The sequence below is a fragment of the Teichococcus aestuarii genome (assembly GCF_003116135.1).
Lineage (GTDB): Bacteria > Pseudomonadota > Alphaproteobacteria > Acetobacterales > Acetobacteraceae > Pseudoroseomonas > Pseudoroseomonas aestuarii.
The window spans coordinates 149,905-176,077 of sequence record NZ_PDOA01000007.1; the positions used below are offsets into that span (position 1 = coordinate 149,905).

The following is a 26,173-nucleotide window of genomic DNA, read 5'->3' on the forward strand; positions in this document are numbered from 1 at the left end:
CCTTGGTTGCGCGGCGCTGCTTTAGAACCTGGGCTTGGCGGGGGCCTTGCGCTGCATCAAGTTTCAGAACGGAGCGCTTATATATTTGGCCGTTTATGAACGGCCGCTTCACGCGCGGCGCCGCGACCGGCGGCATGGAACTTGCTGTGCCCTGCGTATCCTCATGCAGGGACAGACCGCACGTGATGAAGACGAGCATCATCGCCGCCGCCGCCATGATGGCCGCGGCCAGCTGGGCTGGAATGGGCGGCGCGCAGGCGCAGGCACCGCAGAAGGTGCTGCGCATCGCCATGACCGCCGCCGACGTGCCGACCACCACCGGCATGCCGAACAATGGCTACGAGGGCATGCGCTTCCTCGGCTACCCGGTGTTCGAGAGCCTCGTGCTGTGGGACCTCTCCAGCCCCGACAGGCTGGCCGGCCTGCGCCCCGGCCTCGCCGAGCGCTGGGAGCAGGACCCCTCCGACCCGAAGAAGTGGGTGTTCCACCTGCGCCGCGGCGTCAGCTTCCACGATGGCGCGCCGTTCGACGCCGATGCCGTCATCTGGAACATGGACCGCTTCTTCCGGGAAGGCGCGCCGCAGGCCGAGGCGCAGGGCGCCGCCATCACGCGCGGCCGTGTCGCCGGCCTCGCCGCCTACCGCAAGATCGACGACTTCACGGTGGAGATCGAGACAGCGCGGCCGATCTCCTACTTCCCCTACCTCTCCGTCTACATCCTCTTCGCTTCGCCCAAGGCGTGGGAGGATGCGGGGCGGGACTGGGCGAAGGTGGCGCTCGCCCCGGCCGGCACGGGGCCGTTCCGCATCACCCGCTTCGTGCCGCGCCAGAGCGTCGAGCTGACGCGCAACGACAACTACTGGGACACGGCGCGCCGCGCGAAGCTCGACCGCATCGTGCTGATGCCCGTTCCGGAGGCAACCGCGCGCCTGGCCGCGCTGCGCAGCGGGCAGGTGGACTGGATCGAGGTGCCGCCGCCGGATGGCATCCCCTCGCTGAAGCAGGCCGGCTTCCAGGTGGTGACCAATTCCTACCCGCATGTCTGGCCCTGGGTCTTCGCCGCCGGCAAGGCGGGCAGCCCGGTGACCGATGTGCGGGTGCGTCAGGCGCTGAACTACTGCTTCGACCGCGAGGGGCTGGTGGGCCTGCTGAACGGCACGGCCGAGCCGGCGGTGGGCTTCTACAACAAGAGCAACCCTCTCTTCGGCAAGCCTGAGAACGCCTATACGCTGGACCCGAAGCGCGGCCGCGCGCTGCTGGCCGAGGCCGGCTATGGCCCGCAGAAGCCGCTGAAGCTGGTGGTCGGCATCTCCACCTCCGGCTCCGGCCAGATGCTGCCGCTGCCGATGAACGAGGCGCTGCAGGAATCGCTGCGCGAGCATTGCGGCGTGGAGGTCAGCTTCCGCACGGTGGAGTGGAACACGCTGCTCGGCGCGCAGCGCGCGGCACCGGACCAGCCGGCCTGGCTGGGGGCGGATGCGGTCAACATCTCGCTCGTCTCCTCCGACCCGTCGCAGATGGCGCGCTGGTTCCTCGGCGCCAACGCCGCGCCGCGCGGCTCGAATGCCGGCCACTGGATAGACCCGGCCTTCGACGAGGCGTTCCGCCGCATCGAGACCACCAGCGACCCGGCGGAATCCCAGGCCGCCATCCGCGCCGCGCATGAGCGCCTGGTCGATGGCGCCCCCTGGCTCTACGTGGTGCACGACCTCAACCCGCGCGCCATGTCCAGCCGCGTCACCGGCTTCGTCTCGGCCCAGTCCTGGTTCCAGGACCTGACGCGGGTGGACATGAAATGAGCGGCGAGACCCCGCTGCACTTCAGGACCATCGCCGAGCTCTCGGCGCTGATCCGCGACCGGCGGCTCTCGCCGGTCGAACTGATGCAGAGCTGCCTCGACCGCATCCACGCGCTGGACGGGCGGCTGAACAGTGTGCTGCTGCTGCTGGAGGAGCCGGCCCTGGCGGCGGCGCGCCAGGCGGAGGCGGAGATCGCCGCCGGGCGCTGGCGCGGGCCGCTGCACGGCATTCCCATCGGCATCAAGGACATCTACGAGACGGCCGGCATCCCCACCACCGGCCACTCCGCCCTGTTCCGCGACCATGTGCCGGCGGAGGACGCCACCACCATCCGCCGCCTGCGCGAGGCGGGGGCGGTGCTGTTCGGCAAGCTCTCCACCTGGGAATTCGCCATCGGCGGCACCTCCTTCGACCTGCCCTGGCCGCCGGCGCGCAACCCGTGGGACACGGAGCGCGACCCCACCGGCTCCTCCACCGGCTCGGCGGTGGCCGTGGCGGCGGGGCTGTGCCCGGGCGCCATGGGCACCGACACGGGCGGCTCGATCCGCGCCCCCGCCGCCTGGTGCGGCATCGCCGGCCACAAGCCGACCTACGGGCTGGTCAGCCGGCGCGGCGTGCTGCCGCTGGCCTTCTCGCTCGATCATGCCGGGCCGATGTGCTGGACCGCCGAGGATTGCGCGCTGATGATGGCGGTGCTGGCGGGGCATGACCCGCTGGACCCCGGCAGCGCCGACGTGCCGGTGCCGGATTTCTCGGCCGCGCTCGGCGATCCGGGCAGCCTCGCCGGGCTGCGCGTCGGCGTGGTGCGCCACTTCTACGAGGAGGACGTGCCCTGCGAGCCGGCGGTGCTGGCGGGGGTGGAGGATGCGCTGCGCGCGCTGCGCGGCCTCGGCGCCACCCTCACCGATGTGCGGCTCTCGCCCTTCGGCCTGTGGAGCGCGGTGGGCAACCTGATCTCGCGCGCCGAATCCTACGCCGTGCACGCGGAATCGCTGAAGGCGACGCCGGAGCTGTATGGCAGCTATGGCCGCCGCCGGCTGATGGCCGGCGCCTTCGTCTCCTCGGCCGACTACATCAACGCCCAGCGCGAGCGCGGGCGGCTGGTGGAGGAGGTGCGGGCGGCGCTGCGCGAGGTGGACGTGCTGGTCTTCCCCTCGGCGCGCGACGTGGCGGGGCCGATGGGGGTGGACATGCTGGGCGCGGCGCTGCCGCCCTTCTTCAGCCGGCCCTTCAACCTGACGGGCAGCCCGGCCGTCTCGGTATGCAGCGGCTTCTCGGCGGAGGGGCTGCCGGTGAGCCTGCAGATCGGCGGCCGTGCCTTCGAGGACCCGCTGGTGCTGAAGGTGGGCAGCGCGGTGGAGCGGGCGCTCGGCACCCGCGCGCGGCGCCCCGCGCTGGCGATGGCGGAGATGGCGGCATGAGCGACGGCTTCGCGCAGCGCCTGCGCGCCCTGGGCCTCTCCGTGCCCGAGAGCGAGATCGCGCCGCTGGAGCGCATGGTGATGGACCTGGAGGCGGCCGCGAAGCTGCTGCGGGTGCCGCGCCCCGTCGCGCAGGAGCCGGTGACGGTGTTCCGGCTGGAGCATCCGGTGCCCGCGCCGGATCACGCCGGCCGCGGGTAGAGGGTCGCCGGGGGGCGAAGCGCGCTTCCCGGTTCTCGTACGGCCGCCCGAGGCTGCCAGAGGCCATGCCGCCTCCGGCGGCCCTTTCGCGCCGCCCCCGCCATGTCGCTGCCGGCGTGGCAGGCGGCAGGTGGTGGGCGGCGCGGGCCGGATGACAGCGCCGCCATCTCCATCAACTTTGCTTCCGCCGGCCGCGACAGGCTGGTGAATCCTGGCGCCGGCTGGCCTCGCGGTCCCGGAGCACGCTTGCATCGCCGCGTCAGAATGGCATTATTCTGTATACCGCCGAGTGTATCAGGCCAAAAGACGAGGATACGTTCATGACGAAGATCACCCGCCGCGCGGCCCTGGCCGCGGGCCTGGCCCTGCCATGGCTGGGCGGCACCGCCCGCGCCCAGGCCACCCGCCTGCGCTTCGCCCACCCCCACCCCGAATCCGACAGCTGGCACCGCGCCGCGCTGCTCTTCGCGCAGACGCTGAAGGAACGCTCCAACGGCGCGCTGACCGTGCAGGTCTTCGGAAATGGCGCGCTGGGCAGCGACCCCACCACCATCTCCTCCGCGCGCGGCGGCACGCTCGACATCGCGCTGACGGGCAACCCGTTCTTCACCGGCCTGGCGCCGAAGCTGAACGTGCTCGACCTGCCCTTCCAGTTCCGCGACCGCAAGCATGTGGCCGCCGTGCTGGACGGCCCGATCGGCGACAAGCTGAAGCCCGAGCTGGAAGCCTCCGGCCTGGTCACGCTGGGCTTCTGGGACATCGGCTTCCGCAACCTGACCAATTCCCGGCGCGCGGTGCAGAACGCCGAGGATGTGCGCGGCCTCAAGATCCGCACCACGCCCAACCCGGCGCACATCAAGGCCTTCCAGCTGCTCGGCGCCAACCCGCTGCCGATGCCCTTCACCGAGCTGTTCACCGCCATGGAGACGCGCACCGTGGACGGGCAGGAGAACCCGACCACGCTGATCCTGAACGCGCGCTTCCACGAGGTGCAGAAGCATCTCAGCCTGACGCGGCATGCCTACACCGCCGGCATCCTGGCGATGTCGAAGCAGCGGCTGGAGGCGCTGCCGAAGGCGCAGCAGGATCTGGTGCGCGCCGTCGCTGCCGAGGTCACGCCGAAGCAGCGGCAGATGAACGAGGAGGCCGAGCCCGGCTCCATCGCCAAGCTGAAGCAGGAGGGGATGCAGGTGGTGGAGGCGCCGGACCGCGATTCCATGGCGAAGATCGTCGCCGAGGCGGTGCGCGACGACTACGCCGGCCGCTACGGCGCCGAGCTGCCCGAAGCCATCCTCTCCACCGGCGCCTGAATCGCCGCACCAGCCTGGGAGTAGCGGCGCGATGCGCCTGATCGACCTTTCCATGCCCATCGCGCCGCATTTCCGCTGGCGTACGCAGATCGCCATCGCCGGCGACATCGCCGCCGGCGACCAGTTCCGCATCAGCCGCCTGGATGGCCCCTGCCATGGCTTCAGCCATGTCGACGCGCAGGCGCACATCCTGGCCGATGCCCCCACTATCGAGAGCACGCCGCTCGACCGCGTGGTGGGGCCGGCGCGCATCCTGAACCTGCGCGACGCGCCGGCCAACGCGGCGATCGACGCGGCGCGGCTGCGCGCCGCCGATCCCGGCGGGCCGGAGGGCGAGATCCTGCTGCTCTCCGCCGGCTGGGACCGCCAGCGGGACTACAACACCCGCGAATTCTGGACCGAGGCCCCCTGGCTGACCCGCGACGCGGCGGAGCACCTCGCCACGCTGCGGCCGAAGGCGGTGGCCTTCGACTTCCCGCAGGACTTCCCCATCCGCCTGCTGCTGGACCAGCAGGAGGTGCCCTTCGACCAGCACGTGACGCACGACGTGCTGCTGCGCCACGGCGTCACCCTCATCGAGTACCTGGTGAACACCAGCGCCCTGGCCGGGCCGCGCACCTTCCTCTGCGCCGCGCCGCTGCTGATCCCGGGCGCCGATGGCGCGCCGGCGCGGATCTTCGCCATCGAGGGATTGCCGGAGGGCCTTCCCGCATGATCGGGCGCCTGGCCGACCGCGCCTTCTCCCTGGCGGAGTGGCTGCTGGTGCTGGCGCTGGGGGCCATGGTGATCATGGTGTTCGGCAATGTGGTGCTGCGCTACGCCTTCGATTCCGGCATCACCGTCAGCGACGAGCTGTCGCGCCTGCTGTTCGTCTGGCTCACCTTCCTCGGCGCCGTGGTGGTGCTGCGGCAGGGCGGGCATCTGGGCTTCGACCTGGTGACGAACGCGCTGCCGAAGGCGGGCCGGCGTGTCTGCCGCATCGTCTCCGACCTGCTGATGCTGCTCTGCTGCGGCGTCTTCCTGTGGGGCGCCTGGGCGCAGGCGGCGATGAACATGGGCAACCTGGCGCCCGTCTCCGGCGTGCCGCTGGGCTGGACCTATGCGGCGGCGGTGGTGGCTGGGGCCGGCCTCGGCCTCGTCGCCCTGGCCGATCTCGCCGCGGCCCTGGCCGGGCGCGAGCCGCCGGCGCGCGACATGGAAGGGGAGGCGGGGGCATGACGCTCCTCATCTTCGCCGGCGTGCTGCTCGCCGCCATGTCGCTCGGCATGCCGATCGCCTTCGCGCTGATGGTCTCATCCCTGGCGCTGATGTGGCACCTGGACGCCTTCGACGCGCAGGGCCTGGCGTTGCAGATGATCAACGGCGCGGATAGCTTCCCGCTGCTGGCCATCCCCTTCTTCATGCTGGCCGGCGAGGCGATGAACGCCGGCGGCCTCTCGCGCCGGCTGGTCGGGCTGGGGATGAAGCTGGTCGGCCATGTGCGCGGCGGGCTGGGCTATGTGGCGGTCATCGCCGCCATCTTCCTCGCCTCCCTCTCCGGCTCGGCGGTGGCCGACACGGCGGCGCTGGCGGCGGTGCTGCTGCCGGTGATGAAGCAGGCCGGGCACGACGTGCCGCGCTCGGCCGGGCTGATGGCGGCGGGCGGCATCATCGCCCCCGTCATCCCGCCCTCGATCGGCTACATCGTCTTCGGCGTGGCGGCGAATGTCTCCATCACCTCGCTGTTCCTGGCCGGCATCGTGCCGGGCATCCTGATGGGGCTGGCGCTGGCGGTCACCTGGGCGGTCTGCGCCCGCAACGAGGGGGCGGCGGTGCTGCCGCGGGCGAGCTGGGCCGAGCGACTGCAGGCGCTGAAGGAGGCGGGGCTGGCGCTCGGCCTGCCGGCGCTGATCATCGGCGGCCTGCGCTTCGGCATCTTCACGCCCACCGAGGCGGCGGTGGTCGCGGCGGTCTATGCGCTGGCGGTGGGCATGCTGGTCTATCGCGAGCTGCACCCGCGCGACCTGCCGAAGGTCATGCTGGCCGCCGTGCGGACCAGCGCGGCGGTGATGTTCCTGGTGGCCGCGGCCGCTGTCTCCGCCTACCTCATCACCATCGCCGACATCCCCGGCGAGGTGCGCGGCCTGCTCGAGCCCTTCATGGGCGAGCGCATCCTCCTGATGCTGGCGATCATGCTGCTGGTGGTGGTGGTGGGCACGGCGCTCGACTTCATCCCCACCATCCTGATCCTGACGCCGGTGCTGATGCCCATCGTGCGCGAGGCGGGGATCGACCCGGTCTATTTCGGCGTGCTGTTCATCATGAACAACGCCATCGGCCTGCTGACGCCGCCGGTGGGCACGGTGCTGAACGTGGTCTGCTCGGTGGGGCGGGTCCGCATGGGCGCGGTGGTGCGGGGCGTGATGCCTTTCCTCACCGCGCAGATCGTGGTGCTGCTGGCGCTGGTGATGATGCCCTGGCTGGTGCTCGGCCCGCTGCGCTGGATGCGCTGAAGACGGGCAGAGAAAAGAAGAGGGGGCACCGGGGGAGAATTCATTCTCCCCCAGCCTTTCTTCATCCCGCTGCCGGAAGGCCGAGCCGGTAGAGCCGGATGGCGTTGTCGTGGAACAGCGCAAGCTGCTCTGCCCAGGGCAGGTCCTCGACGGCGGCGCGGAAGCCGTCGAAAATGGTCTCGAAGCTGCCGCACAGCCCGTCCACCGGGAAGTTGGAGGCGAACAGGCAGCGCCCGGCCCCGAAGATCTCGATCGTCTCGCGGATGATGGCGCGGTTGTCCTCCAGCCGCCAGGGCCGCCCTGGCAGCCCGAGGCCGGAGATCTTCACCCAGACCTGCGGCGCCGTGGCGAGCCGCCGCATCGCCGCCCGCCAGCCGGCCAGCCCTTCCTCGCTGCGGTCGGAGGGCAGGCCGGTGTGGTTGAGCACCAGCGGCGTCTCCGGGTGCGCCGCGACCAAGTCGAGCGCCTCGTCAAGATGCCACCAGGGCGTCTGCAGCTCGAAGTGCAGCCCGTGCGCGGCGAGGCGCGCATAGCCGGCGCGCCAGCGCGGGTCGCCCATCGAGCCGGGGGCGCCGCGCTCCACCTGGGCGGGGGAGGGGGCGGCGCGCGGCTTGTGCCGCACTCCCTTCACCAGCGGCAGCGCGGCCTGGGCGGCCAGCACCGCCTCCACATCCGCCCGGTCCAGCCAGGCCTGGGCGACATGCGCGGCCGGCCGCCCGGTGCGCGCCGCCAGCCCGGCCATCCACCGGCTCTCGCCGGTGGGGTCGGCCGGGTTCCATTCCCCCTCCATCGTCACGCTGGCGACGACGCGGTGGTGGCCGGTCAGCGCGTCGTAATCCTCCGGCAGGAAGGGCCGGCCGCGCATGGCGCCATAGTCGCCATAGCGGAAGGGGATCATCGGCCGGCGAGGGTCCAGCCAGGGGTAGTCGTTGCGCACCGGGTCCCAGAAATGGTGGTGCGCGTCGATGACCGGCAGGTCACGCATGGGCGGGGCGGCTTCGGAAGGTCTTCCAGGCGGTGCCGAGCCAGAGGCCGAGCACGGCCAGCGCCAGCACGGCCGCGATCGGGCGGGAGACGAGGGTGAGCGGATCGCCCTCGCCCTTCATCAGCGTCTGGATGAAGTTGAACTCCACCACCTTGCCCAGCACCAGGCCCAGGATGGCCGGCGCCACGGGGATGTCGTTCTCCTCCATGAACCAGCCGAGCGCGCCCATCGCCAGCATCATGCCGACATCGAACAGCGCGTTGTTGATGGCGTAGGCGCCGACGATGCAGGCCACCAGGATGAAGGCCGCGATGATGCCGCGCGGCACGGCCAGGATGTGCCGCGCCGCGCGGATGACCAGCAGCCCGAGCGGGATCATCAGCAGGTTGGCCAGGATGAAGACGATGAACACGGCGTAGATCAGGTCCGGTGACTTGACGAAGATGGCCGGCCCCGGCTCCATCCCCTTCAGCACCAGCACGCCGATGACGATGGCGGTGATGGAATCGCCCGGGATGCCGAAGACGATGGTGGGCACCCAGGCGCCGGCCAGCGCCGAGTTGTTGGAGGCGCCAGCCTCGGCCAGCCCCTCGACATGGCCGGTGCCGAACTTCTCCGGCGTGCGCGAGAATTTGCGGCTGATGGCGTAGGAGATCCAGGCGGCGATGTCCGCCCCGGCGCCAGGCAGCGCGCCGATCAGCGTGCCGACGATGTTGCCGCGCAGGATCTGCTTCCGCCAGGTCCACGCGTCGCGCATCATGCCGCGCAGCGGGCTGCTGTAGGGCGGCACGCGCACCGTCGCGCCGCCGCGCACCGTCATCAGCCGGATCAGCTCCGGAATGGCGAAGAAGCCGATCAGCGCCGGCACGAAATCCACGCCCCCCATCAGCTCGGTGGAGCCGAAGGCGAAGCGGGTGACGCCCGTCGCCACGTCGATGCCGACGCAGGAGAGGAACAGGCCTAGCAGCAGCGCCAGCAGCCCGCGCAGCGGCGAGCCGACGGCCAGGAAGGCGGCGCAGGTGAGGCCCAGCATGCCGAGCCAGAAATACTCGGGCGAGGAGAAGCGGGTGGCGAAGATGGCCAGCGTCGGCGCCGCCATGATCAGCACCAGCGTGCCGAACACCCCGCCGATGGCGGAGGAGACCATGCACATGCCAAGGCCGCGCCAGGGCTCGCCCCGCTGCGTCATCTTGTAGGCTTCGTCGGCATAGGCGGCGGAGGCCGGGGTGCCGGGGATGCGCAGCAGCGCCGCCGGGATGTCGCCCGAGAAGATGGCCATGGCCGTCAGCGCGACGATCGAGGCGATGGCCGGCACCGGCTCCATGAAGAAGGTGAAGGGCACCAGCAGCGCCGTGCCCATCACCGCCGTCAGCCCGGGGACGGCGCCCAGCACGATGCCAAGGCCGCTGGCGAGCAGGATGACGCCCAGCGTGCCGGGGCTCAGCACATGGCCGAAGGCGAGCAGCAGGCTGTCCATCAGAGCCAGCCCTCCAGCAGGCCCGGCGGCAGCGGCACGCGCAGCACCATGACGAAGAGCAGGTGGAAGCCGATGGCGCCCAGCACCGCCGTGACCGCCGCGCGCACCGGCGCGATACCGAGGCGGAGCTGCACCGCCAGCAGGATGGCGATGGCGAGGGGGATGAAGCCCACCGTCTCGGCCAGCAGGGCGAAGAGGACGATGCTGGCCACCAGCAGCGCCACATTGGTGGCCGCCCAGCGGTCCCGCATCCAGGCGGGGGCGCGCAGCCACGGCTCCCCCGGCTGCCGGCCGGCGGCCAGCAGCAGGCCGGTGCCGGCGGCCATCACGCCGCCGCCCAGGAGCGCGGGGAAGAACCCCGCCCCCAGCTCCTGCCCCGGCACGCCCGGCAGGCGCAGGGAGGCCGCCAGCAGCAGCCCCCCCAGCCCGAGCGTCAGCACGCCCAGCGCGCGGTCGTTCAGCCGCATGTGGTTCAGCCCCGCGCCAGGCCCAGCTCGCCCAGCAGCGTGGCCGCCGTCCGGCCAAAGCGGGTGGTGAACTCGGCGAAGGCCTCCGGCGTCTCCCAGACCGGCACGATGCCGCGCGCGGTCATGGTCTGGCGCACCTCGGGGCGGGCATGGCCGCGGCCGGCCGCCTCGATCAGCCGGGTGCGCACCGGGGCGGGCAGGCCGCGCGGCGCCACCATCGCGAACCAGTTCTCATAGATCCAGTCGACGCCCAGCTCCTTCAGCGTCGGCACGTCGGGGAAGGAGGTCACGCGCTTCTCCGCCATCACCGCCAGCACGCGCACCTGCCCCGCCTCGACCAGCGGCTTGGCCTCGATGGGCGAGCCGGTGAAGACCGAAATGCCGCCCGCCACCAAGTCCTGCAGCGCCGGCGCGCCGCCCTGGCTCGGGATCCAGCGGATGCTGTCCGCCTCCATCCCCAGCGCCTTGGCCAGGCCGGCGGCGGCGAGGTGCCAGGAGCCGCCGGTGGAGACGCCCGAGCCGGTGAACTGTCCCTTGCGCGCCTCGCGCAGCGCCGCGGCGAAGGACTTGAAGTCCTGCCACGGCCCGTCCGCCTTCACCGTGATGCCGGCGGGGATGCTGGCGATGCGCGAGATCAGGTCGAAGCTCTGCGGCCCGATGTCGGACTGGCCCAGCGTCTTGAAGTTGACGAATTCCGAGGTGCCGCAGCCGATGGTGTAGCCATCGCGCGCGGCGTTGGCGATGGCGGCGTGGCCGACGATGCCATTGCCGCCGGTGCGGTTGACCACGTTCACCGGCTGGCCGAACTCCGGCTCCAGCCCGGAGGCGAGGATGCGCGTGACGGTGTCGGCGCCGCCGCCGGCCGCCCAGGGCACCACCATGGTGACGGGCCGGCTAGGCCAGGACTGCGCCCGCGCGCGGCCCGGCAGCAGGGCCGGCAAGGCGAGGGCTCCGGCCAGGCCGGCGAGACCACGACGTGAGATCATTCTTGTTCCTCCTCCTCATGACGGGTGGCGCGGGAATGGCTGCCCCGGACCACGCATCCATGTCTCCCCTCCTCCCATGCGGCCGGGCCGGTTCGTCCGGTGCGTGGCGGAGGAATTTTTTGTCGGAGTTTTGTGCTCTGTATGTAGTATGATTGCAAGAGGCATCGCATCGCCGCCGCCGATGCGGCATAATGCGCCGGGCGGCGCCCTTTCCGCTGCAGGAACAAGACCCTATCGATGCAAGACGCCGACCTCGCGCCCAGCACTGCCGCCTCTTCCGCCGGGGCCGCCGAGAACGCGCCCATCGCCCGGCAGACGCTGCACGAGCAGGTGGCGAGCCGGCTGCGGGACATGGTGACCGATGGCCGGCTGGCGCCTGGCCAGCGCATCAACGAGGTGGCGCTGGGCCAGACGCTCGGCGTCTCCCGCACGCCGCTGCGCGAGGCGCTGAAGACCCTGGCCGGGGAAGGGCTGGTGGAGCTGGTGCCGGCGCGCGGCGCCGTGGTGCGCGCCTTCACCATGCAGGACGTGGCGGAGAGCATGGAGGTGCTGAAGGTGCTGGAGCAGCAGGCCGCCCGCCGCGCCTGCGAGCACGCCCCGGAGGCGGAGATCGGCCGCATCCTCGCGCTGCACGCGATGATGCGCGAGCGCTACGCGGCGCGCGACCGGCTGCCCTACTTCAAGCTGAACCAGGCCGTGCACTCAGCCATCGTCGCCGCCTCGGGCAACCAGACCCTGGCACGGCATTACGACATGCTGCAGGCGCAGATGAAGCGTATCCGCTTCATCGGCCATGAGGGGGCGGACAAATGGGCCGCCGCCATGGCCGAGCATGAGGAGATGATGGAATGCCTCGCGCGGCGCGACGGCGCCGGGCTGGCCGCGGTGGTCGGCCGCCACCATGACAGGGGCGTGGAGCGCATGCGCGGCTCCCTGTAGCCACCTTTGCGCTGCGGGAGCCGCGCCGGCCGGGCTCCGTGGCAACGCCGCCCGGGTGAGGCGCAGCGCCGGCTGTGACAGCGCGCGTTTTGCCTTATAAGGCCATTGATGGAATAATCTGCTGTCATAGGCAGTGATATCCGCGTTCATCCGCCATTGGGGGAGGGGGATGCCTCGTGGAGCGTGTGGGTCGGAGCGACATGCCTGATCTCGGCAGCAGAAGCCGGAACCTCCTGTCCCGCCGCCTGCTCTGGAGCGGAGCTTTCTGCGGATGGCTGTTCTGCTCCCTCGCGGCCTGGTGGGTTGCGGAGCATTCGGCCGCCCGGATCGACCGGGAGGCACGCAGCGCCGCGCTGGCACGGGTGGAGGTGGCGGCGGAGGCGGTGCAGCAGAACATGCTGCGGCTGCTGGAGGCCGTCCACGGCCTGTACGACCTCGCCCAGACCCGCCAGAACCTGGTGGCGGAGCACCGGGGGACGATGGCCGTCATGCTGGAGCAGCACCTCGCCTCCGTCGCCGAGGCCGGTCGCTTCGGGCTGCTGCAGGTGGGGGTGATCGGCGCCGATGGATGGCTGGCCTGGTCCTCCGTGCCGGGCTGGGACCGCGTCTATCTGGGCGACCGGGAGCATTTCACCGTCCATCTCAACCGTCCTCCGGCGCTGTTCGTCAGCAAGCCGCTGGTCGGGCGCGCCTCGGGGCGCTGGAGCGTGCAGTTCACCCGGCCGTTGCAGAGCCTGACCGGCGGCTTCGGCGGCGTGGTGGTGGTCTCGATCGATCCGCTGAAGCTGTCGGAGGATCTCGCCCTGCTGCGCAAAGGCACGGAGGGCTCGTCGCTCCTGCTGCGCGAGGATGGCGGGGTGCTGGCCTACAGCCACGATGTCGGGCCCCTGCTGGGAAAGAGCCTCGGCGCCAAATCGGCCCTGTTCCAGCTCCATTCCGCCCGTCCGGCAGGCAGCTTCGAGACGGTCAGCATCATCGACGGCCGGCCCAAATTCGTCGGCTTCCGCAAGCTGGCGGAGGCGCCGATCATTGTCTGCGCGGCCATGGATGTTGAGTCCGAGATGGCGGCGACGGCCTTCGTGGCGCCCTCCCTGCGGGTCGCGGCGGCGGCCTTCGCGGCGCTGCTGCTGGCCACCATGGCGCTCGGCCTGCTGTGGCTCGACCGCCGCCGTGCCCTGCGCGACCTGAAGCGCGCCCGGCGGGAGAACGAGGCGGCGATGCAGCGCCTCTCCCAATCCGACCGGATGGAGGCGCTGGGCCGGCTGGCGGGCGGCATCGCGCATGACTTCAACAACATCCTCCAGGCCGTGCTGGGCGGCACCAAGCTGATCAGCCGCCGGTCCAAGGACGCCGCCCAGGTCGAGCGGCTGGCGCGGATGATCACCGAGGCGGCGGAGCGCGGCGCCTCCGTCTCGCGCCGCCTGCTCACCTTCGCGCGGCGGGCCGAGCTGCATGCCACGCCCGTCCAGGTGGGCGAGCTGCTGGCCGGGCTGCACGAGATCCTCAGCCATACGCTGGGACCCTCCGTGCAGGTGCGGCTGTCCATCGCCCCGGACCTGCCCCCCGCCCTGCTGGACCGCGGGCAGCTCGAGACGGTGCTGATCAACCTCGCGGTGAATGCGCGGGACGCGATGGAGCCGATGGGCGGCGGCCAGCTGACCCTGGCGGTCTCGATGGACACGCTGGCGGCCGCGCGCGCGCAGGCAGCGGGCCTGAGGTCCGGTCCCTACCTGCGGCTGGAAGTGGCCGACACCGGCATCGGCATGGATGCGGCGACGCTCGGCCGCGCCATGGAGCCCTTTTTCACCACCAAGCCGAAGGGCAAGGGCACCGGCCTCGGCCTGGCCATGGCCAAGGGCTTCGCCGAGCAATCCGGCGGCATGCTCGTCATCGACAGCCAGCCCAGGCGTGGCACCATCGTGCGGCTCTGGCTGCCGGTGCCCGAGATTCCGGTGCCTGAGGTGCCGGTGCCTAAGGTGCCGGCCTCCGGGCCGGCCCCTGGCGCGCCGCTGACCGGCCAGGGCGACGTGGCGGAGGACCCCGCGGAAGCGCCGGCGGAAACGCCCACCGGGCGCCTCCTCCTGGTGGATGACGAGGCCAGCCTGCGCGAGACGCTGGCCGCCTGCCTGCGCGAGCAGGGCCATGCGGTGCTGGAGGCGGAGTCCGGCGTCGCCGCCCTGGCGCAGCTTTCCGCCGCGCGGCACATCGACATCCTGGTCACCGATCTGGCAATGCCCGGGATGGACGGGCTCGCCCTGCTGGATGCGGTGCGGCAGCGCCTGCCCGCGCTGCCGGCGCTGCTGTTCACCGGCTTCGCCGGGGATGCCAGCGTCGCGGCCTTCACCGATGCGGCGCGCTCCGGCCCCTTCGCGGTGCTGCGCAAGCCGGCCTCGCCGGATGCCGTCATTGCGCAGGTGGGCGTGCTGCTGGCGGCCAGCCGCGTGCATGGCCCGCAGCAGGATCGACGGCAGGAGAAGGCCTGCGACGCCTGAGCCGCCCCGCCAGGCGGACGGACTTTCGCCGCGCCCCGCCTGCGGGCAGAATGGGAACAAAGGAGGGCCGCATGGCACAGAGGCGAAGCTGCTCCGGTGCGTGGCATGGCTGAGGCGCCGGTTCCCGAGGCGGCCATGTCCGATGCGCCGGCGCTCAGCGTCGAAGGCTTCGAGGGGCCGCTCGATTTCCTGCTTGAGATGGTGCGGCGGCACCGGGTCGATCTGGGCCGGCTGTCCATCGTGACACTGACCGACCAGTTCGTCGCCGCGCTGGAGACCAGCGCCGGCCGCGTGCCGCTGGAGCGGCGCACCGCCTGGGTGGTCATGGCCAGTGACCTCATCCTGCTGCGGTCGCAGCTGCTGACCCCGGCGAGCCTGGCCGAGGCGGCACAGGCGGAGCAGGAGGCGGAGCGCCGACTGGAGATGCTGAGCGAGCTGGCACGGATGCGCGCCGCCGCCGCCTGGCTGGCCGCAAGGCCGCAGCTGCGGCAGGAGGTGCATGGCCGGGGCGATGTCCGGCGTGCCGCGCGCCCGCAGCCGGAGCTGCTGCTGGCCTTCCTGGAGGCCACGCTGGTGCTGCTGGAAGGCCGCCCGCGCTCCGGCAGCGGGGCGGAGGCCGCCGCCCCGGCACGCGTGGCGCCGCTCGACCTCTGGCGCATCCCGGAGGCGCTCGAGCGGCTGCGGGCCCTGCTGGCCGGGCGCCCCATGCCCCTGCCGCTGGCCGAGGCGCTGCCGCCCGCCGCGCCCGCCGGCCGCCCGGCGGGCCGGCTGCGCCGCCGTTCGGCCTGGGCCAGCACCTTCCTGGCCGGGCTCGAGCTGGAGCGGCTGGGCGAGGCAACGCTGTCCCAGGCCGCGCCCTTCGGCGCCATCGCGCTGCACGCCGCCCCGGCGGACCGGGCGGCGGCCTGAAGCCTTTTCCGCTCGCACCGGCTCACGGAAAAGGCTTTTGGCTCGTCGTTTCCACGAGCATCTTCACGCGGTCAGGCGAAGCGGCCCGCTTGCGATCCGCTCTAGCTTGTCGGGGAGCCGGCGGCGGGAGACTGCACGCCGGCCCGCACCCGCAGGCGCTCCTCCGGCAGGGGGATGAACTCCTGCTCGTCGCCGGGCACCTTGGCGAAGCGGCCGGACTTCCAGTCCGCCTTGGCCTGCTCGATGCGCTCGCGCGAGGAGGAGACGAAGTTCCAGAACAGGTAGCGCGGCCCGTCCATCGCCGCGCCGCCCAGCAGCAGCAGCCGGGCGCCGCGCGGGCCGGCCCGCAGCGCCAGGCGGTCCCCCGCGCGGAACACCAGCATGCGGCCGGGATCGAACGCCTCGCCCGCCACGCTCACCGAACCCTCCAGCACATAGGCGGCGCGTTCCTCATGGTGGTCGGGCAGGGGCAGGGCGGCCCCGGCGGCGAGCACCGCATCGGCGTAGAACAGCCCGTCCTGGCCGCCGGCGGGGGAGCGCCCGCCCCAGCCTTCGCCGGCGATCAGCCGCAGGCGCAGCCCCGGCTCCTCCAGCACGGGGAGGGCGGCGGCAGGATGATGCGCGAAATCCGGCGCGCGCTCCTCCTGCGCCTTCGGCAGCGCCACCCAGGACTGGATGCCGAACAGCCGGCTGCCACTGGCGCGCAGCGCCGGGGCGGTGCGCTCGGAATGGGCGATGCCGCGGCCCGCCGTCATCCAGTTCACGTCGCCCGGCCGGATGGGCTGGTCGCTGCCCAGGCTGTCCTTGTGCTGGATGGCGCCCTCGAACAGGTAGGTGACGGTGGAGAGGCCGATATGCGGGTGTGGCCGCACATCCAGCCCGCGCCCGGAGAGGAACTCGCCGGGGCCCATCTGGTCGAAGAAGATGAAGGGGCCGACCATCTGCCGCCCCCGCGCCGGCAGGGCGCGGCGGACCTCGAAGCCGCCCACGTCATGCGCCCGCGGCAGCAGCACGGCTTCCACCCCCGCCGGCAGGGGCGGCAGCTTCCCGGCAGGGTCGTTCTCAACGCTCATGACCAGCCCTCCCGTGCGAAGGCCCAGCATGGGGGAGGCGGCGCCCGCCCCGCAAGCCCGGCGCCGGCCGGTCTGTTCCGCTTCCGCTCAGAACCGGGGGGGCGCCGGCGGGCACCGGTGCGGGAGGCCATGGGACACGAGCCCCAGCGCCTGGAAACGGGGACTGGCAGGCCACGTGAACCTTGCGCTGCGCCGTGGGTTAACCCCCCGCAAGCAAGGGAGCTGCCGATGAAAGCGCTGACATGGCATGGCAAGGGCGACATCCGGTGCGACAGCGTGCCGGACCCCCGGATCGAGCATCCGCGCGATGCCATCATCAAGGTCACGGCCTGCGCGATCTGCGGCTCGGACCTGCACCTGTTCGACGGCGTGATGCCCTCGATGAAGAGCGGCGACGTGCTCGGCCATGAGACGATGGGCGAGGTGGTCGAGGTCGGGCCCGAGACCAAGAACCTGAAGGTGGGGGACCGGGTGGTGGTGCCCTTCACCATCTCCTGCGGCGAGTGCTTCTTCTGCAAGCGCGGCTTCTACTCCGGCTGCGAGCGCAGCAACCCCAACCGCGCCATGGCCGAGAAGATGTGGGGCCACTCGCCGGCGGGCCTGTTCGGCTACTCGCACATGCTGGGCGGCTATGCGGGCGGGCAGGCGGAATACCTGCGCGTGCCCTATGCCGATGTCGGCCCGATCAAGGTGCCCTCGCACCTGACGGACGAGCAGGTGCTGTTCCTGTCGGACATCTTCCCCACCGGCTACATGGCGGCGGATTTCTGCAACATCCAGCAGGGCGACACCATCGCCATCTGGGGCTGCGGGCCGGTGGGCCTCATGGCCATCCGCAGCGCCTTCCTGCTCGGCGCGGGGCGCGTCATCGCCATCGACACGGTGCCGGAGCGGCTGGCGATGGCGCGGCAGGCCGGCGCGCTCACCCTCGACTTCCATGACGAGGACATCTACGAGCGCATCCAGGACCTGACGAATGGCCGCGGCGCTGATGCCTGCATCGACGCGGTGGGCACCGAGGCGGATGGCACGGCCAGCATCGATTCCGTGGTCGACCGGGTGAAGGCCGCCGTCTATCTGGGCACCGACCGGCCGCATGTGCTGCGCCAGGCCATCCATTGCTGCCGCAACTTCGGCACTGTCTCCATTGTCGGCGTCTATGGCGGGCTGCTGGACAAGGTGCCGATGGGTTCGGCCATCAACCGGGGCCTCACCTTCCGCATGGCGCAGACCCCGGTGCAGCACTACATGCCGAAGCTGCTGGAGCGCATCGAGAAGGGGGAGATCGACCCCTCCTTCATCATCACCCACCGCGCCGGCCTGGAAGACGGCCCCGAGCTCTACAAGAAGTTCCGCGACAAGCAGGATGGCTGCGTGAAGGTCGTCCTCAAGCCCTGAGCCGAGGGGCGAGATGGAAAGGGCGGGGGGAGCGATCCCCCCGCCCTTTCTTCATGACCCGCGCGGCAGCGCGTAGGCGATCACGTGGTCGCCGGTCTTGGTGCCCAGCGAGCCATGCCCGCCGGCCACCACGAGCAGGTACTGCCGCCCGTCCCGCCCGCGATAGGTCATCGGCGTGGCCTGCCCGCCCGCTGGCAGGCGGCTTTCCCAGAGCTGGCGGCCATCCGTCACGTCATAGGCCCGCACATAGTAGTCGATGGTGCCGGAGAGGAAGGCGACGCCGCCGGCCGTGACCATCGGCCCGCCGAGGTTCGGCACGCCCATGCGGAACGGCAGGGGCACCGGCGCGGCATCCCGCGTCGTGCCGTTCCTGTGCTTCCAGACGATCTCGCCGGTGGTCAGGTCGGCGCCGGCCACGTAGCCCCAGGGCGGTGCCTGGCAGGGCAGGCCGAGGGCGGAGGTGAAGGGATAGAGCTGCACGGCGTAGGGCGCGCCGAAATTCTCGTTCAGCGCCGGCAGGCTGCCATCCGGCCGGTTGCTGCCCTGCACGTAGAGCGTGGTGTCGTCATGCCGCGGCACCAGGCGGGAGATGAAGGCGAGGTAGGCGGGGGTGGTGAAGGCCACCTGCCGCGCCGGGTCCACCGCGACGCTGCCCCAGTTGAACACGCCGAAATTGCCCGGATAGACCAGCGAGCCCTGCAGCGAGGGCGGGGTGTAGCGCCCCTCGTAGCGCAGTCGGCGGAGCTGGATGCGGCAGGCGAGCTGGTCGAACAGCGTGGCGCCCCACATGTCGGCGCCTGTCAGCGGCGGCGGATCGTAGGAGAGGCGGGAGACGGGCTGGGTGGGCGCCGTGCGGTCGCCCTCCACGGCACCCTGCGGGACGGGCTGCTCGGTCACCGGCAGGACCGGCTCGCCCGTCTCGCGGTTCAGCACGTAGAGCTCGCCCTGCTTGGTGGGCTGCACCAGGGCCGGCACGCGCCGGCCGTTGACGGTGAGGTCCAGCAGGCTGGGCTGCGAGGGCACGTCGTAATCCCACAGATCGTGGTGCACGGTCTGGAACACCCAGCGCACCCGCCCCGTCGCCAGCTCCAGCGCCACCACGGCGGAGGAATAGCGGGCGCTGTCCTCGTCGCGGTTGGCGCCCCACTGGTCCGGCGGCTGGTTGCCCATCGGGACATAGACCAGGCCCAGCGCCTCGTCGACGCTGGAGATCGACCAGCTGTTGGGCGAGTTGGGCGTATAGGTCTGGCCGGCCGGCAGCGGCTCGGTCTGTTCCGGGTTGCCGGAATCCCAGTTCCACACCAGCCCGCCGCTGTTCACGTCGAAGGCGCGGATGACGCCGGAGGGCTCGCGGGTCGAGACATTGTCCAGCACCGTGCCGCCGACGATGACGAGGTTGCGCGTCACCACCACGGGCGAGGTGGAGTAGTAGCCGCCTGGATTGGGGTTGGGCATGTTGGCCCAGAGATTGATCTGGCCGCCTTCGCCGAAGCTGGTGCAGACGCCGCCCGTCTCCGGGTCCAGCGCGATCAGCCGGCCGTCGGCGGTCGGCATGAAGAGCTTGCGCGCGCAGTTGTCCACGCCGCGCGCCCCTTCGGTGGCCGCGGGCACGGAGACGGAGGTGGCGGCCGTGTTCTCCATCGCCGGGCGGGCCCCCTCGGGCGCTGTGGCGGCGGCGGCGCCCGCCGGGTATGCGGCCGGGTCGTGGTAGGACAGGCCGCGGCAGGTCAGGTGCTGCAGTGCCAGGCCGTCCCGGATCTTCGGCTCGTAGCGCCAGATCTCCTGCCCCGTATCGGCATCGAGGGCGATGACGTTCTGATGCGGGGTGCAGAGATACAGCCGCCCGCCCACCTTCAGCGGCGTCACCTGGAAGGTGGTCTCCACCGGGTCGCCTGGCTGGCCGGGGATGTCGCCCGTGCGGTACTGCCAGGCCACCTCCAGCCTGTCCACGTTCTGCGGCGTGATCTGGTCCAGCGGCGAATAGCGCTGGCCCATGCCGGTGCGGCCATAGGCGTGCCACTCGCCCTCGGGGATGGTGCGGGCCTCGGGCGGCAGCGTCGCGCGCGCCTCGGGCAGGCGGCCCTCGATGCGGTGCGGGTCGTTGAACAGGGCGGCGCCGGCGACGCCCAGCGCCAGCACCAGCACCACCGAAAGCGCCAGCCCGCTGCCGCGCAGCGCGCTGACGCGGCGCGCCTCGCCCGGCTCGCCCAGGGCCCGCGTCACCCACGGGGTCAGCAGCAGCGCGCCGAGCACGAAGATCACGTCGCCGCGCGCCGCCAGCGGCCACCAGTCGAGCCCGGCCTCCCACACCGCCCAGACCAGCGTGGCCAGGGTCAGCAGGGCGTAGAGCAGGAGGGCCGCCGGTCGCCGGCGCCAGAGCAGCCATGCCGTGCCCAGCATCGCCGCACCGGCGAGCGAATAATACCAGGAGCCTCCCAGGACGATCAGCCAGAGCCCGCCGCCCAGGGCGGCCAGGCCGAGCAGCGCCAGGAGGATGGCCAGCAGCCGTGGCGCCCAGCCCGATGATGATGTGCGCGATGTCTGCATGATGCACCCAGGTTCCATGACGGGGCGCCGGCCGCACAAAGCGCGACGCCGCCCTGGCTTGTGAACCCAGGCGAGGGAACTTCGTTCCTTGGAAGGGTGGCTTTTCGGCGCCGGGGAAGCGGCGGGCGAAGCCTCAGCGGCGGCGTAGCAGCACGAAGGCCACCAGCACGGCCGCCGCCGCCAGCAGGCCCATCATGGCCTGCACCACCGGGTAGTTCTCCGCCTCGCGTCCGACCAGCAGCGTGGCCAGCGCGCCACCCAGCAGCAGAATCACGCGCACGACAAGCCCCATGGCACGGCCTTTCCCGAAACAGGACCATCCTGCGCCAGCATCGGCCACGCGGCCTTGACGCAGGTCAAGCAGTGGGAGCCGCGCGGCCGGGGCCGCGCGGCGTAGCCTCAGGCCTCCGGCTCGTCCGGGTCGTTAATCGGCACCAGGAACATCACCTCGAGGGCGTCCTCGTCGTCCTCATCCTCATCCTCTTCGTCCTCCTCCTCGTCCTCGCCCTCGTCGGACTGGAAGTCGGCGGCCTCCTCCTCCGTGGCGGGGCGCAGCGTCAGGGCGGCCTGACCGTCCCAGAGCGGCGTGGCATCGTGCAGCAGGCGGCGCAGGTCGGCCTGGAAGGCCTCGCTTTCCACGATGTCGCGGGCCTCCTCCTCATCCGCCCCGATGACGGCGATGGGCCGGCCGGCGATTTCCAGCGTGAACATGGCAGTTCTGTCTCCAGCGTTGGTGGGTTGCTTGCGGTGCGGGGCCGACCCGCCCCCTGGGCACCTGTGCCCCGGGCCGGACCGGCCGCCACCAGGCCGCGGCCCGATGGAGGCCCGGATACCGCCCGCCTTCGGCGGCAAGATGCGCAGCATTGCCGGCTTCTGGCTACCGTCTGCCGCAGATTTCATGGCGCGCGGCGCGCCACCCCTTGACCGGCCGGGAGGGAAAGGTCCTTTGACACGGAAGCGCCGGCCGCCTTCATTTGCGGCCCGGAGCGCCCGCCCCCGTCCACCGGGGCACGCCAGACACGAAGGACCGACCGCATGACTCACGACCCGGCCGCGGCGGCGCGGCAGGAGGCACCCCAGCAGACCTTCGGCACCGCCAACATCGCGCCCCTGGAGCGCCCAAGCGCGACCACGCGCTTCTTCATGGGCATCGTCGCGGCGGCGGAGCGGCTGAACCTGCGCTGTTCCAAGGTCGGCAACCCGCCCGTCTACGACAACGCCACCTTCCCCTGGGCCGCCGAGATCGAGCGCGAATGGCCGCTGATCCGCCGCGAGCTGGAGCAGGTGCTGCTGCGGCAGAGCGAGCTGCCGAGCTTCCATGACATCTCCACCGACGTGCAGACCATCAGCAAGGACAGCGCGTGGAAGACCTTCTTCCTGGCCGGCTATGGCCTGTCCTCGCAGGAGAACATCCGGCGCTGCCCGGAGACCTGGCGGATCGTGCAGAAGATCCCCGGCCTCAAGACGGCGATGTTCTCGATCTTCGAGCCGGGCAAGCACCTGCCGCCGCACCGCGGGCCCTATAACGGCGTGCTGCGCCTGCATCTCGGCCTGATCGTGCCGGAGCAGAGCGACCGCCTCGCCATCCGCGTCGACAAGCAGGTCTGCCACTGGCATGAGGGCCACGCGCTGATCTTCGACGACGCCTACGAGCACGAGGCGTGGAACCACACCGACAAGACCCGGGTGGTGCTGTTCGTGGATTTCGTCAAGCCGCTGCGCTTCCCGGCCCGGCTGGCGAACTGGCTGCTGCTGAACATGGCGGTGTTCACCCCCTTCATCCGCGAAGGGCTCGACAACCACAAGGCGTGGGAGAAGAAGTTCTACGCCGAGGCCGAGGCCCTGCGGAACCGCAAGGACTGAGCGGGGCGGCGCCGCGCCCGGAAGCCGGGGCGGCGCCGCGTTTTCACCCTCAGGCGGCCTGCGAGGTTTCCATCATCCAGGCGCGGTGCCGCTTCTCGTCCTGCAGCGCCCGCTCGAACACCTGCCGCACTTCCGCCGGCGCCTCGCTGTGCGCGCTGGCGCGCTCATAGGCGGTGACGGTGTCCTCCTCGTTGCTGCGCATCGCCTGCAGGATGGCGCCATCGCCCATGATGCTCGCCATCGCCACCTTGCCGGTGGTGAGCAGCTGCTTCATGTCGCCTTCCATGGGGGCGTCGGTGCCGAGCTGGTTCGCCATCTGCGTCAGCTCCTGCACATGCCGGTCATGGTCGCCCTTGAAGCTGGCGATCTGCTGCTTGTAGGCCGGGTTGTCGAGGCGCGCGATCACCTGCTCATAGGCGGCGATGGCGTCATGCTCGAGCAGCAGCAGGTTCTTGACCAGCTTGGGCAGGGTGCTCTCGGTGCCGACGGTGGTGACCATGGTGCTCTCCTTGTCGTTGTTGCGGAGTCGTCTTGCGGGCGGGGCTGCGGCGCAGCCCTCACATGCCCGGCGGCTTGCCGATCTGCTCCGCCTGGGCGCCGGACCCGGCGCGGGCCGGACCGAGCACCGGCTCCTCGCCCAGCGCCGTGTTCTGCATCACGCTGAACTGCGCCTTGCCGTCCATCGACGGGCCGGTGGTGAAGCGCCCCTCCGGCGGCGGCGCGCCCGTCGCGTCCGTGCCCAGGAAGACGTAGCTGAAATCCTGCCGCTCCAGCGCCTGGTCGAAGCTGTTCGGAATCGGCAGCGCGGCGCTGCCGCCCATCTCCTCGATCGCCGCCAGCCATTGCTGCTGGTGCATGGTGTCGCGCGCGATGAGGAAGCTCAGCATGTCCTTCATGCCGGGATCATGCGCGGCGTTGTAGAGGCGGACGGCCAGGGTGCGGCCCGTCGCCTCGGCCGTGACATTGGCGTACATGTCGGCGGCCAGGTTGCCGCTGGCATAGACATGCGAGCAGTCGAAGGGGACGCCGTCCGCGTTGGTGGGCATCGCGGCGAGGCCGGTGGACAGCAGGTGACGCTGCAGCATCCCCTCCACGATGTGCCGCGGCCGCTCGCCGCCCATCACCGCGTTCACCACCGGGTTGGCCTCGGCGGCGCTTTCCTGCAGGCTGAGCGGCGCGGTCTCAAGGTTCATCGCCACGGCCGTGGCCAGCATCTCGATATGGCCGATCTCTTCCGTCGCCGTGTGCAGCAGCATGTCGCGGTACTTGGTGTTCGGACCGCGCGCGCCCCAGGCCTGGAAGAAGTACTGCAGGCAGACGCGGATCTCACCCTCGACGCCGCCGATCGCCTGCTGCAACTGGCGGGCGAAAAGCGGGTCCGGCGTCTCGACACGAACCGGATACTGCAGTCGCTTGTCGTGGAAGTACATGCGGATTTCCCTTGCTTCGAGTGGCCCTGATCATGGGCATCGCCCCTCAGCAAACGGGCCGCCCCGCGAAGGTTCCCGTGAAAGCGCTACCTGGATTTACGCGCGGCCGCGGGACGGTGATGCTGCCGGCCGCGCGCCGCGCGGTGCGGCGCTGAGGGGACATAGGGATGGAATCGGAGACGGGCGCTTTCCTGCCAGGCCCACGCCTGGAGATCGCCGGCGCCGCGGAGGGCCCGCTCGCCGGGCTGCGCTTCGCCGCGAAGGACCTGTTCGACGTGGCGGGCCACCCGACCGCCGCCGGCAACCCGGACTGGGCGCGGGGCCGGCCGCTGCCGCAGCGCCATGCCTGGGCGGTGCAGGCGCTGCTGGAGGCCGGGGCCAGGTTGGTGGGCAAGACCGTCACCTGCGAGATCTCGCTCGGCATCCTGGGCTTCAACGCGCATTGCGGCACGCCGCCCAACCCGGCGGCGCCCGGCTGCCTGCCGGGCGGCTCCTCCAGCGGCTCCGCCTCGGCCGTGGCGGCGGGGCTGGCCGACATCGCGCTCGGCACGGATAGCGGCGGCTCGGTGCGGGTGCCGGCCAGCCTCTGCGGCCTGTACGGGCTGCGGCCGACCCATGGGCGCATCCCCTTCGAGGGTGTCTGCGCCCAGGCGCCGAGCTTCGACACCGCCGGCTGGTTCGCCCGCGACGCGGAGACCTTCGCGCGGGCCGGCGCCGTGCTGCTGGGCGAGGCGCCGGTGGAGCCGGCGCCGGCGCCCCTGCTGCTCGCGGAGGACGCCTTTGCCCTGGCGGACGGGCCGGTGCAGGCGGCGCTGCGCCCGCAGGCGGCGCGGGTGGCAGCGCTGCTCGGCGGCGCGCCGCGCGCCATGACGCTGGGCGAGGCGGGGGAGCTGGCCGCCTGGGGCTCGCAGCGCAACGTGCTGCAGCGCGCCGAGGGCTGGCAGACCTTCCGCGGCTGGATCGACGCGGTGAATCCGCGCCTCGCCTTCAACGTGGCGCGCAACCTGAGCTTCGCGGCCAGCCTGACGGAGGCGCAGATCGCCGTCGCCGCCGCGCTGCGGCACCGGGTGCGGGAGCGGGCGCGCAGCCTGCTGGAAGGCGGCGCCATCCTCTGCATCCCCACCACGCCTTTCACCGCGCCGCCCCTGGGCCTGCCGCTGCAGGAGCTGGATGCGCTGTCGGAGCGGATCGGGCTGCTGACCTCCTTCGCCGGGCTGACCGGCGTGCCGCAGCTCAGCCTGCCGCTGGCGCAGGTGGCGGGGCGTCCGGTCGGCCTGTCGCTGCTGGCCTGGCGGGGGCAGGATGCGCGGCTGCTCGGCATCGCGCGCGCCCTGGCCGGCTGAGGCGCGGCTTGGCGGCGCGGCCGCCGGCTGCTTCCATGCCGCCGCAACCGAGGAGGCGCCGCCAATGCCCGATTACCGCACCGACCCCCGCATGGACCCGGAGATGGCCGCCTTCCAGGCCATGATGGACGAGCGGGCCAAGGACTTCCCGCCGATCCGCCTGGAGCGCCCCTTCGACGCGGCGCGCGCCAGCAACGACGCGCTGAACCTCACCCTCGGCGGCGGCCCGGAGATGGCCGAGAGCCGCGACATCTGGCTGCTGGTGCGCGGCCGCCGCATCGCCTGCCGGCTGCACTGGCCGGCCGGCGCCGAGGGCCCGCTGCCCGTGCTGGTCTATCTGCATGGCGGCGGCTGGGTGTGGAACAGCATCGACACGCATGACCGCACCATGCGCGAGTATGCCGCCGCCGCCGGCTGCGCCGTGCTGGGTCCGGACTACGCGCTGAGCCCGGAGGCGGTGTTCCCGCAGGCGCTGGAGGAATGCGCCGGCGTGGCGCGGCAGCTGGCCGCGCGCGGCGCGGAATGGGGGCTGGATGGCACCCGCATGGTGCTGGGCGGCGATTCCGCCGGCGCCAACCTCGCCCTCGGCGCCGCGCTGCTGCTGCGCCAGCAGGCGCCGGAGCTGGTGCTGCGCGGCCTGCTGCTTGGCTACGGAGTCTATGACAGCCGGCTCGACACGCCCTCCTACGAGGAATTCGCCGAGGGCTACGGCCTGACCCGCGCGCGGATGCGCTTCTACTGGGATGCCTACGCGCCGCAGCAGGCGGACCGCCACGGCCCCTTCGCCGCGCCGCTGCGCGCCGACCTGCGCGGCCTGCCGCCCGTGCACATGACGCTGACGGAGCTCGACGTGCTGGCCAGCGAGAACCTCGCCATGGCCGGGGCGCTGCGCGCGGCGGGCGTGGCGGTGGAGGCGGCGGCGTTCCCCGGCACCGTGCACGGCTTCCTGCGCGCCGCCGGCCATGTCGGCGCCGCCGACCGGGCCTTCGCGCAGGCCGGGGCCTGGCTGCGCCGCGTTCTGGGCTGAACGCGGCGCGGCACG

24 protein-coding genes are annotated in these 26,173 nt (G+C 71.9%); 14 read left to right on the forward strand and 10 right to left on the reverse strand.

The features are described from left to right. Positions 1-185: 185 nt before the first annotated feature. The 7 genes from CR165_RS12545 to CR165_RS12575 all read left to right on the forward strand — a co-directional run bounded on the left by CR165_RS12545 (position 186) and on the right by CR165_RS12575 (position 7,222). Positions 186-1,799 (forward strand): ABC transporter substrate-binding protein, encoded by a 1,614-nt coding sequence (locus CR165_RS12545; protein ID WP_109517332.1) that lies wholly within the window; start codon positions 186-188, stop codon positions 1,797-1,799. Beyond that, positions 1,796-3,220, forward strand: coding sequence for an amidase (locus CR165_RS12550; protein ID WP_109517333.1), 1,425 nt, complete (start codon positions 1,796-1,798; stop codon positions 3,218-3,220). Before CR165_RS12545 ends, CR165_RS12550 begins: the two co-directional genes overlap by 4 nt. Then, a complete protein-coding gene (locus tag CR165_RS12555; RefSeq protein WP_109517334.1) occupies positions 3,217-3,420 on the forward strand; it encodes a hypothetical protein in 204 nt (67 codons plus the stop codon). Before CR165_RS12550 ends, CR165_RS12555 begins: the two co-directional genes overlap by 4 nt. A gap of 320 nt (positions 3,421-3,740) precedes the next feature. Beyond that, positions 3,741-4,730 (forward strand): TRAP transporter substrate-binding protein, encoded by a 990-nt coding sequence (locus CR165_RS12560; protein ID WP_109517335.1) that lies wholly within the window; start codon positions 3,741-3,743, stop codon positions 4,728-4,730. Positions 4,731-4,761: 31 nt separating this feature from the next. After that, positions 4,762-5,445 carry a cyclase family protein gene (locus CR165_RS12565; protein WP_109517336.1) on the forward strand — a complete coding sequence of 228 codons (684 nt, stop codon included), beginning with the start codon at positions 4,762-4,764 and terminating at the stop codon, positions 5,443-5,445. Further along, positions 5,442-5,948, forward strand: coding sequence for a TRAP transporter small permease (locus CR165_RS12570; protein WP_109517337.1), 507 nt, complete (start codon positions 5,442-5,444; stop codon positions 5,946-5,948). Before CR165_RS12565 ends, CR165_RS12570 begins: the two co-directional genes overlap by 4 nt. Then, positions 5,945-7,222, forward strand: coding sequence for a TRAP transporter large permease (locus tag CR165_RS12575; protein WP_109517338.1), 1,278 nt, complete (start codon positions 5,945-5,947; stop codon positions 7,220-7,222). Before CR165_RS12570 ends, CR165_RS12575 begins: the two co-directional genes overlap by 4 nt. A 61-nt stretch (positions 7,223-7,283) precedes the next feature. Here CR165_RS12575 and CR165_RS12580 read toward each other — a convergent pair whose 3' ends face one another. Genes CR165_RS12580 through CR165_RS12595 form a run of 4 tightly spaced genes read right to left on the reverse strand, consistent with a single transcriptional unit; the run spans position 7,284 to position 11,137 of the window. Further along, positions 7,284-8,207 (reverse strand): amidohydrolase family protein, encoded by a 924-nt coding sequence (locus tag CR165_RS12580; RefSeq protein ID WP_109517339.1) that lies wholly within the window; start codon positions 8,205-8,207, stop codon positions 7,284-7,286. Then, positions 8,200-9,684, reverse strand: coding sequence for a tripartite tricarboxylate transporter permease (locus CR165_RS12585; protein ID WP_109517340.1), 1,485 nt, complete (start codon positions 9,682-9,684; stop codon positions 8,200-8,202). Before CR165_RS12585 ends, CR165_RS12580 begins: the two co-directional genes overlap by 8 nt. Next, on the reverse strand, positions 9,684-10,151 hold the full coding sequence (locus CR165_RS12590; RefSeq protein ID WP_109517341.1) for a tripartite tricarboxylate transporter TctB family protein: 468 nt from the start codon (positions 10,149-10,151) through the stop codon (positions 9,684-9,686). Before CR165_RS12590 ends, CR165_RS12585 begins: the two co-directional genes overlap by 1 nt. A gap of 5 nt (positions 10,152-10,156) precedes the next feature. Then, on the reverse strand, positions 10,157-11,137 hold the full coding sequence (locus CR165_RS12595; protein WP_109517342.1) for a tripartite tricarboxylate transporter substrate binding protein: 981 nt from the start codon (positions 11,135-11,137) through the stop codon (positions 10,157-10,159). A gap of 237 nt (positions 11,138-11,374) precedes the next feature. On the opposite strand from CR165_RS12595, the gene CR165_RS12600 reads away from it, so the two are divergent. The 3 genes from CR165_RS12600 (at position 11,375) to CR165_RS12610 (ending at position 15,477) form a co-directional block, all read left to right on the forward strand. Continuing rightward, positions 11,375-12,076: a GntR family transcriptional regulator gene (locus tag CR165_RS12600; protein ID WP_109517343.1), complete on the forward strand. Its 702-nt coding sequence runs from the start codon at positions 11,375-11,377 to the stop codon at positions 12,074-12,076. A 200-nt stretch (positions 12,077-12,276) separates the two neighbouring features. Next, complete coding sequence (locus tag CR165_RS12605) at positions 12,277-14,568, forward strand: hybrid sensor histidine kinase/response regulator (RefSeq protein WP_109517344.1); 2,292 nt, start codon at positions 12,277-12,279, stop codon at positions 14,566-14,568. 105 nt (positions 14,569-14,673) lie between these two features. Beyond that, positions 14,674-15,477 carry a segregation/condensation protein A gene (locus CR165_RS12610; protein WP_109517345.1) on the forward strand — a complete coding sequence of 268 codons (804 nt, stop codon included), beginning with the start codon at positions 14,674-14,676 and terminating at the stop codon, positions 15,475-15,477. A gap of 101 nt (positions 15,478-15,578) precedes the next feature. Here the strand turns inward: CR165_RS12610 and CR165_RS12615 are convergent, their stop codons facing one another. Then, the gene (locus CR165_RS12615; protein ID WP_109517346.1) at positions 15,579-16,550 is read right to left on the reverse strand and encodes a pirin family protein; all 972 of its coding nucleotides are present in this window, start codon (positions 16,548-16,550) and stop codon (positions 15,579-15,581) included. A 228-nt stretch (positions 16,551-16,778) separates the two neighbouring features. Here CR165_RS12615 and CR165_RS12620 point away from each other — a divergent pair, with 228 nt between their 5' ends. Beyond that, positions 16,779-17,948 (forward strand): zinc-dependent alcohol dehydrogenase, encoded by a 1,170-nt coding sequence (locus tag CR165_RS12620; RefSeq protein ID WP_109517347.1) that lies wholly within the window; start codon positions 16,779-16,781, stop codon positions 17,946-17,948. A gap of 51 nt (positions 17,949-17,999) precedes the next feature. Here the strand turns inward: CR165_RS12620 and CR165_RS12625 are convergent, their stop codons facing one another. The 3 genes from CR165_RS12625 to CR165_RS12630 form a co-directional block, all read right to left on the reverse strand. Continuing rightward, positions 18,000-20,495 (reverse strand): glucose/quinate/shikimate family membrane-bound PQQ-dependent dehydrogenase, encoded by a 2,496-nt coding sequence (locus CR165_RS12625; RefSeq protein WP_109517348.1) that lies wholly within the window; start codon positions 20,493-20,495, stop codon positions 18,000-18,002. Between the two features lie 133 nt (positions 20,496-20,628). Beyond that, positions 20,629-20,787: a hypothetical protein gene (locus tag CR165_RS25040; protein WP_181378140.1), complete on the reverse strand. Its 159-nt coding sequence runs from the start codon at positions 20,785-20,787 to the stop codon at positions 20,629-20,631. A 107-nt stretch (positions 20,788-20,894) separates the two neighbouring features. Continuing rightward, entirely contained in the window at positions 20,895-21,206 is a 312-nt protein-coding gene (locus CR165_RS12630; RefSeq protein WP_146201898.1) for a hypothetical protein, read from the reverse strand. Positions 21,207-21,530: 324 nt separating this feature from the next. On the opposite strand from CR165_RS12630, the gene CR165_RS12635 reads away from it, so the two are divergent. After that, entirely contained in the window at positions 21,531-22,358 is an 828-nt protein-coding gene (locus tag CR165_RS12635) for an ornithine lipid ester-linked acyl 2-hydroxylase OlsC (RefSeq protein ID WP_109517350.1), read from the forward strand. A 49-nt stretch (positions 22,359-22,407) separates the two neighbouring features. On the opposite strand, the gene CR165_RS12640 is transcribed toward CR165_RS12635, so the two are convergent. Together CR165_RS12640 and CR165_RS12645 are read right to left on the reverse strand one after the other, a co-directional pair. Further along, the gene (locus CR165_RS12640) at positions 22,408-22,857 is read right to left on the reverse strand and encodes a DUF892 family protein (protein WP_109517351.1); all 450 of its coding nucleotides are present in this window, start codon (positions 22,855-22,857) and stop codon (positions 22,408-22,410) included. 58 nt (positions 22,858-22,915) lie between these two features. Further along, a complete protein-coding gene (locus CR165_RS12645) occupies positions 22,916-23,788 on the reverse strand; it encodes a manganese catalase family protein (protein WP_109517352.1) in 873 nt (290 codons plus the stop codon). A gap of 167 nt (positions 23,789-23,955) precedes the next feature. On the opposite strand from CR165_RS12645, the gene CR165_RS12650 reads away from it, so the two are divergent. Beyond that, positions 23,956-25,131 carry an amidase gene (locus CR165_RS12650; RefSeq protein WP_109517353.1) on the forward strand — a complete coding sequence of 392 codons (1,176 nt, stop codon included), beginning with the start codon at positions 23,956-23,958 and terminating at the stop codon, positions 25,129-25,131. A 64-nt stretch (positions 25,132-25,195) separates the two neighbouring features. Continuing rightward, positions 25,196-26,158 (forward strand): alpha/beta hydrolase fold domain-containing protein, encoded by a 963-nt coding sequence (locus CR165_RS12655; protein WP_109517428.1) that lies wholly within the window; start codon positions 25,196-25,198, stop codon positions 26,156-26,158. Positions 26,159-26,173: the final 15 nt, after the last annotated feature.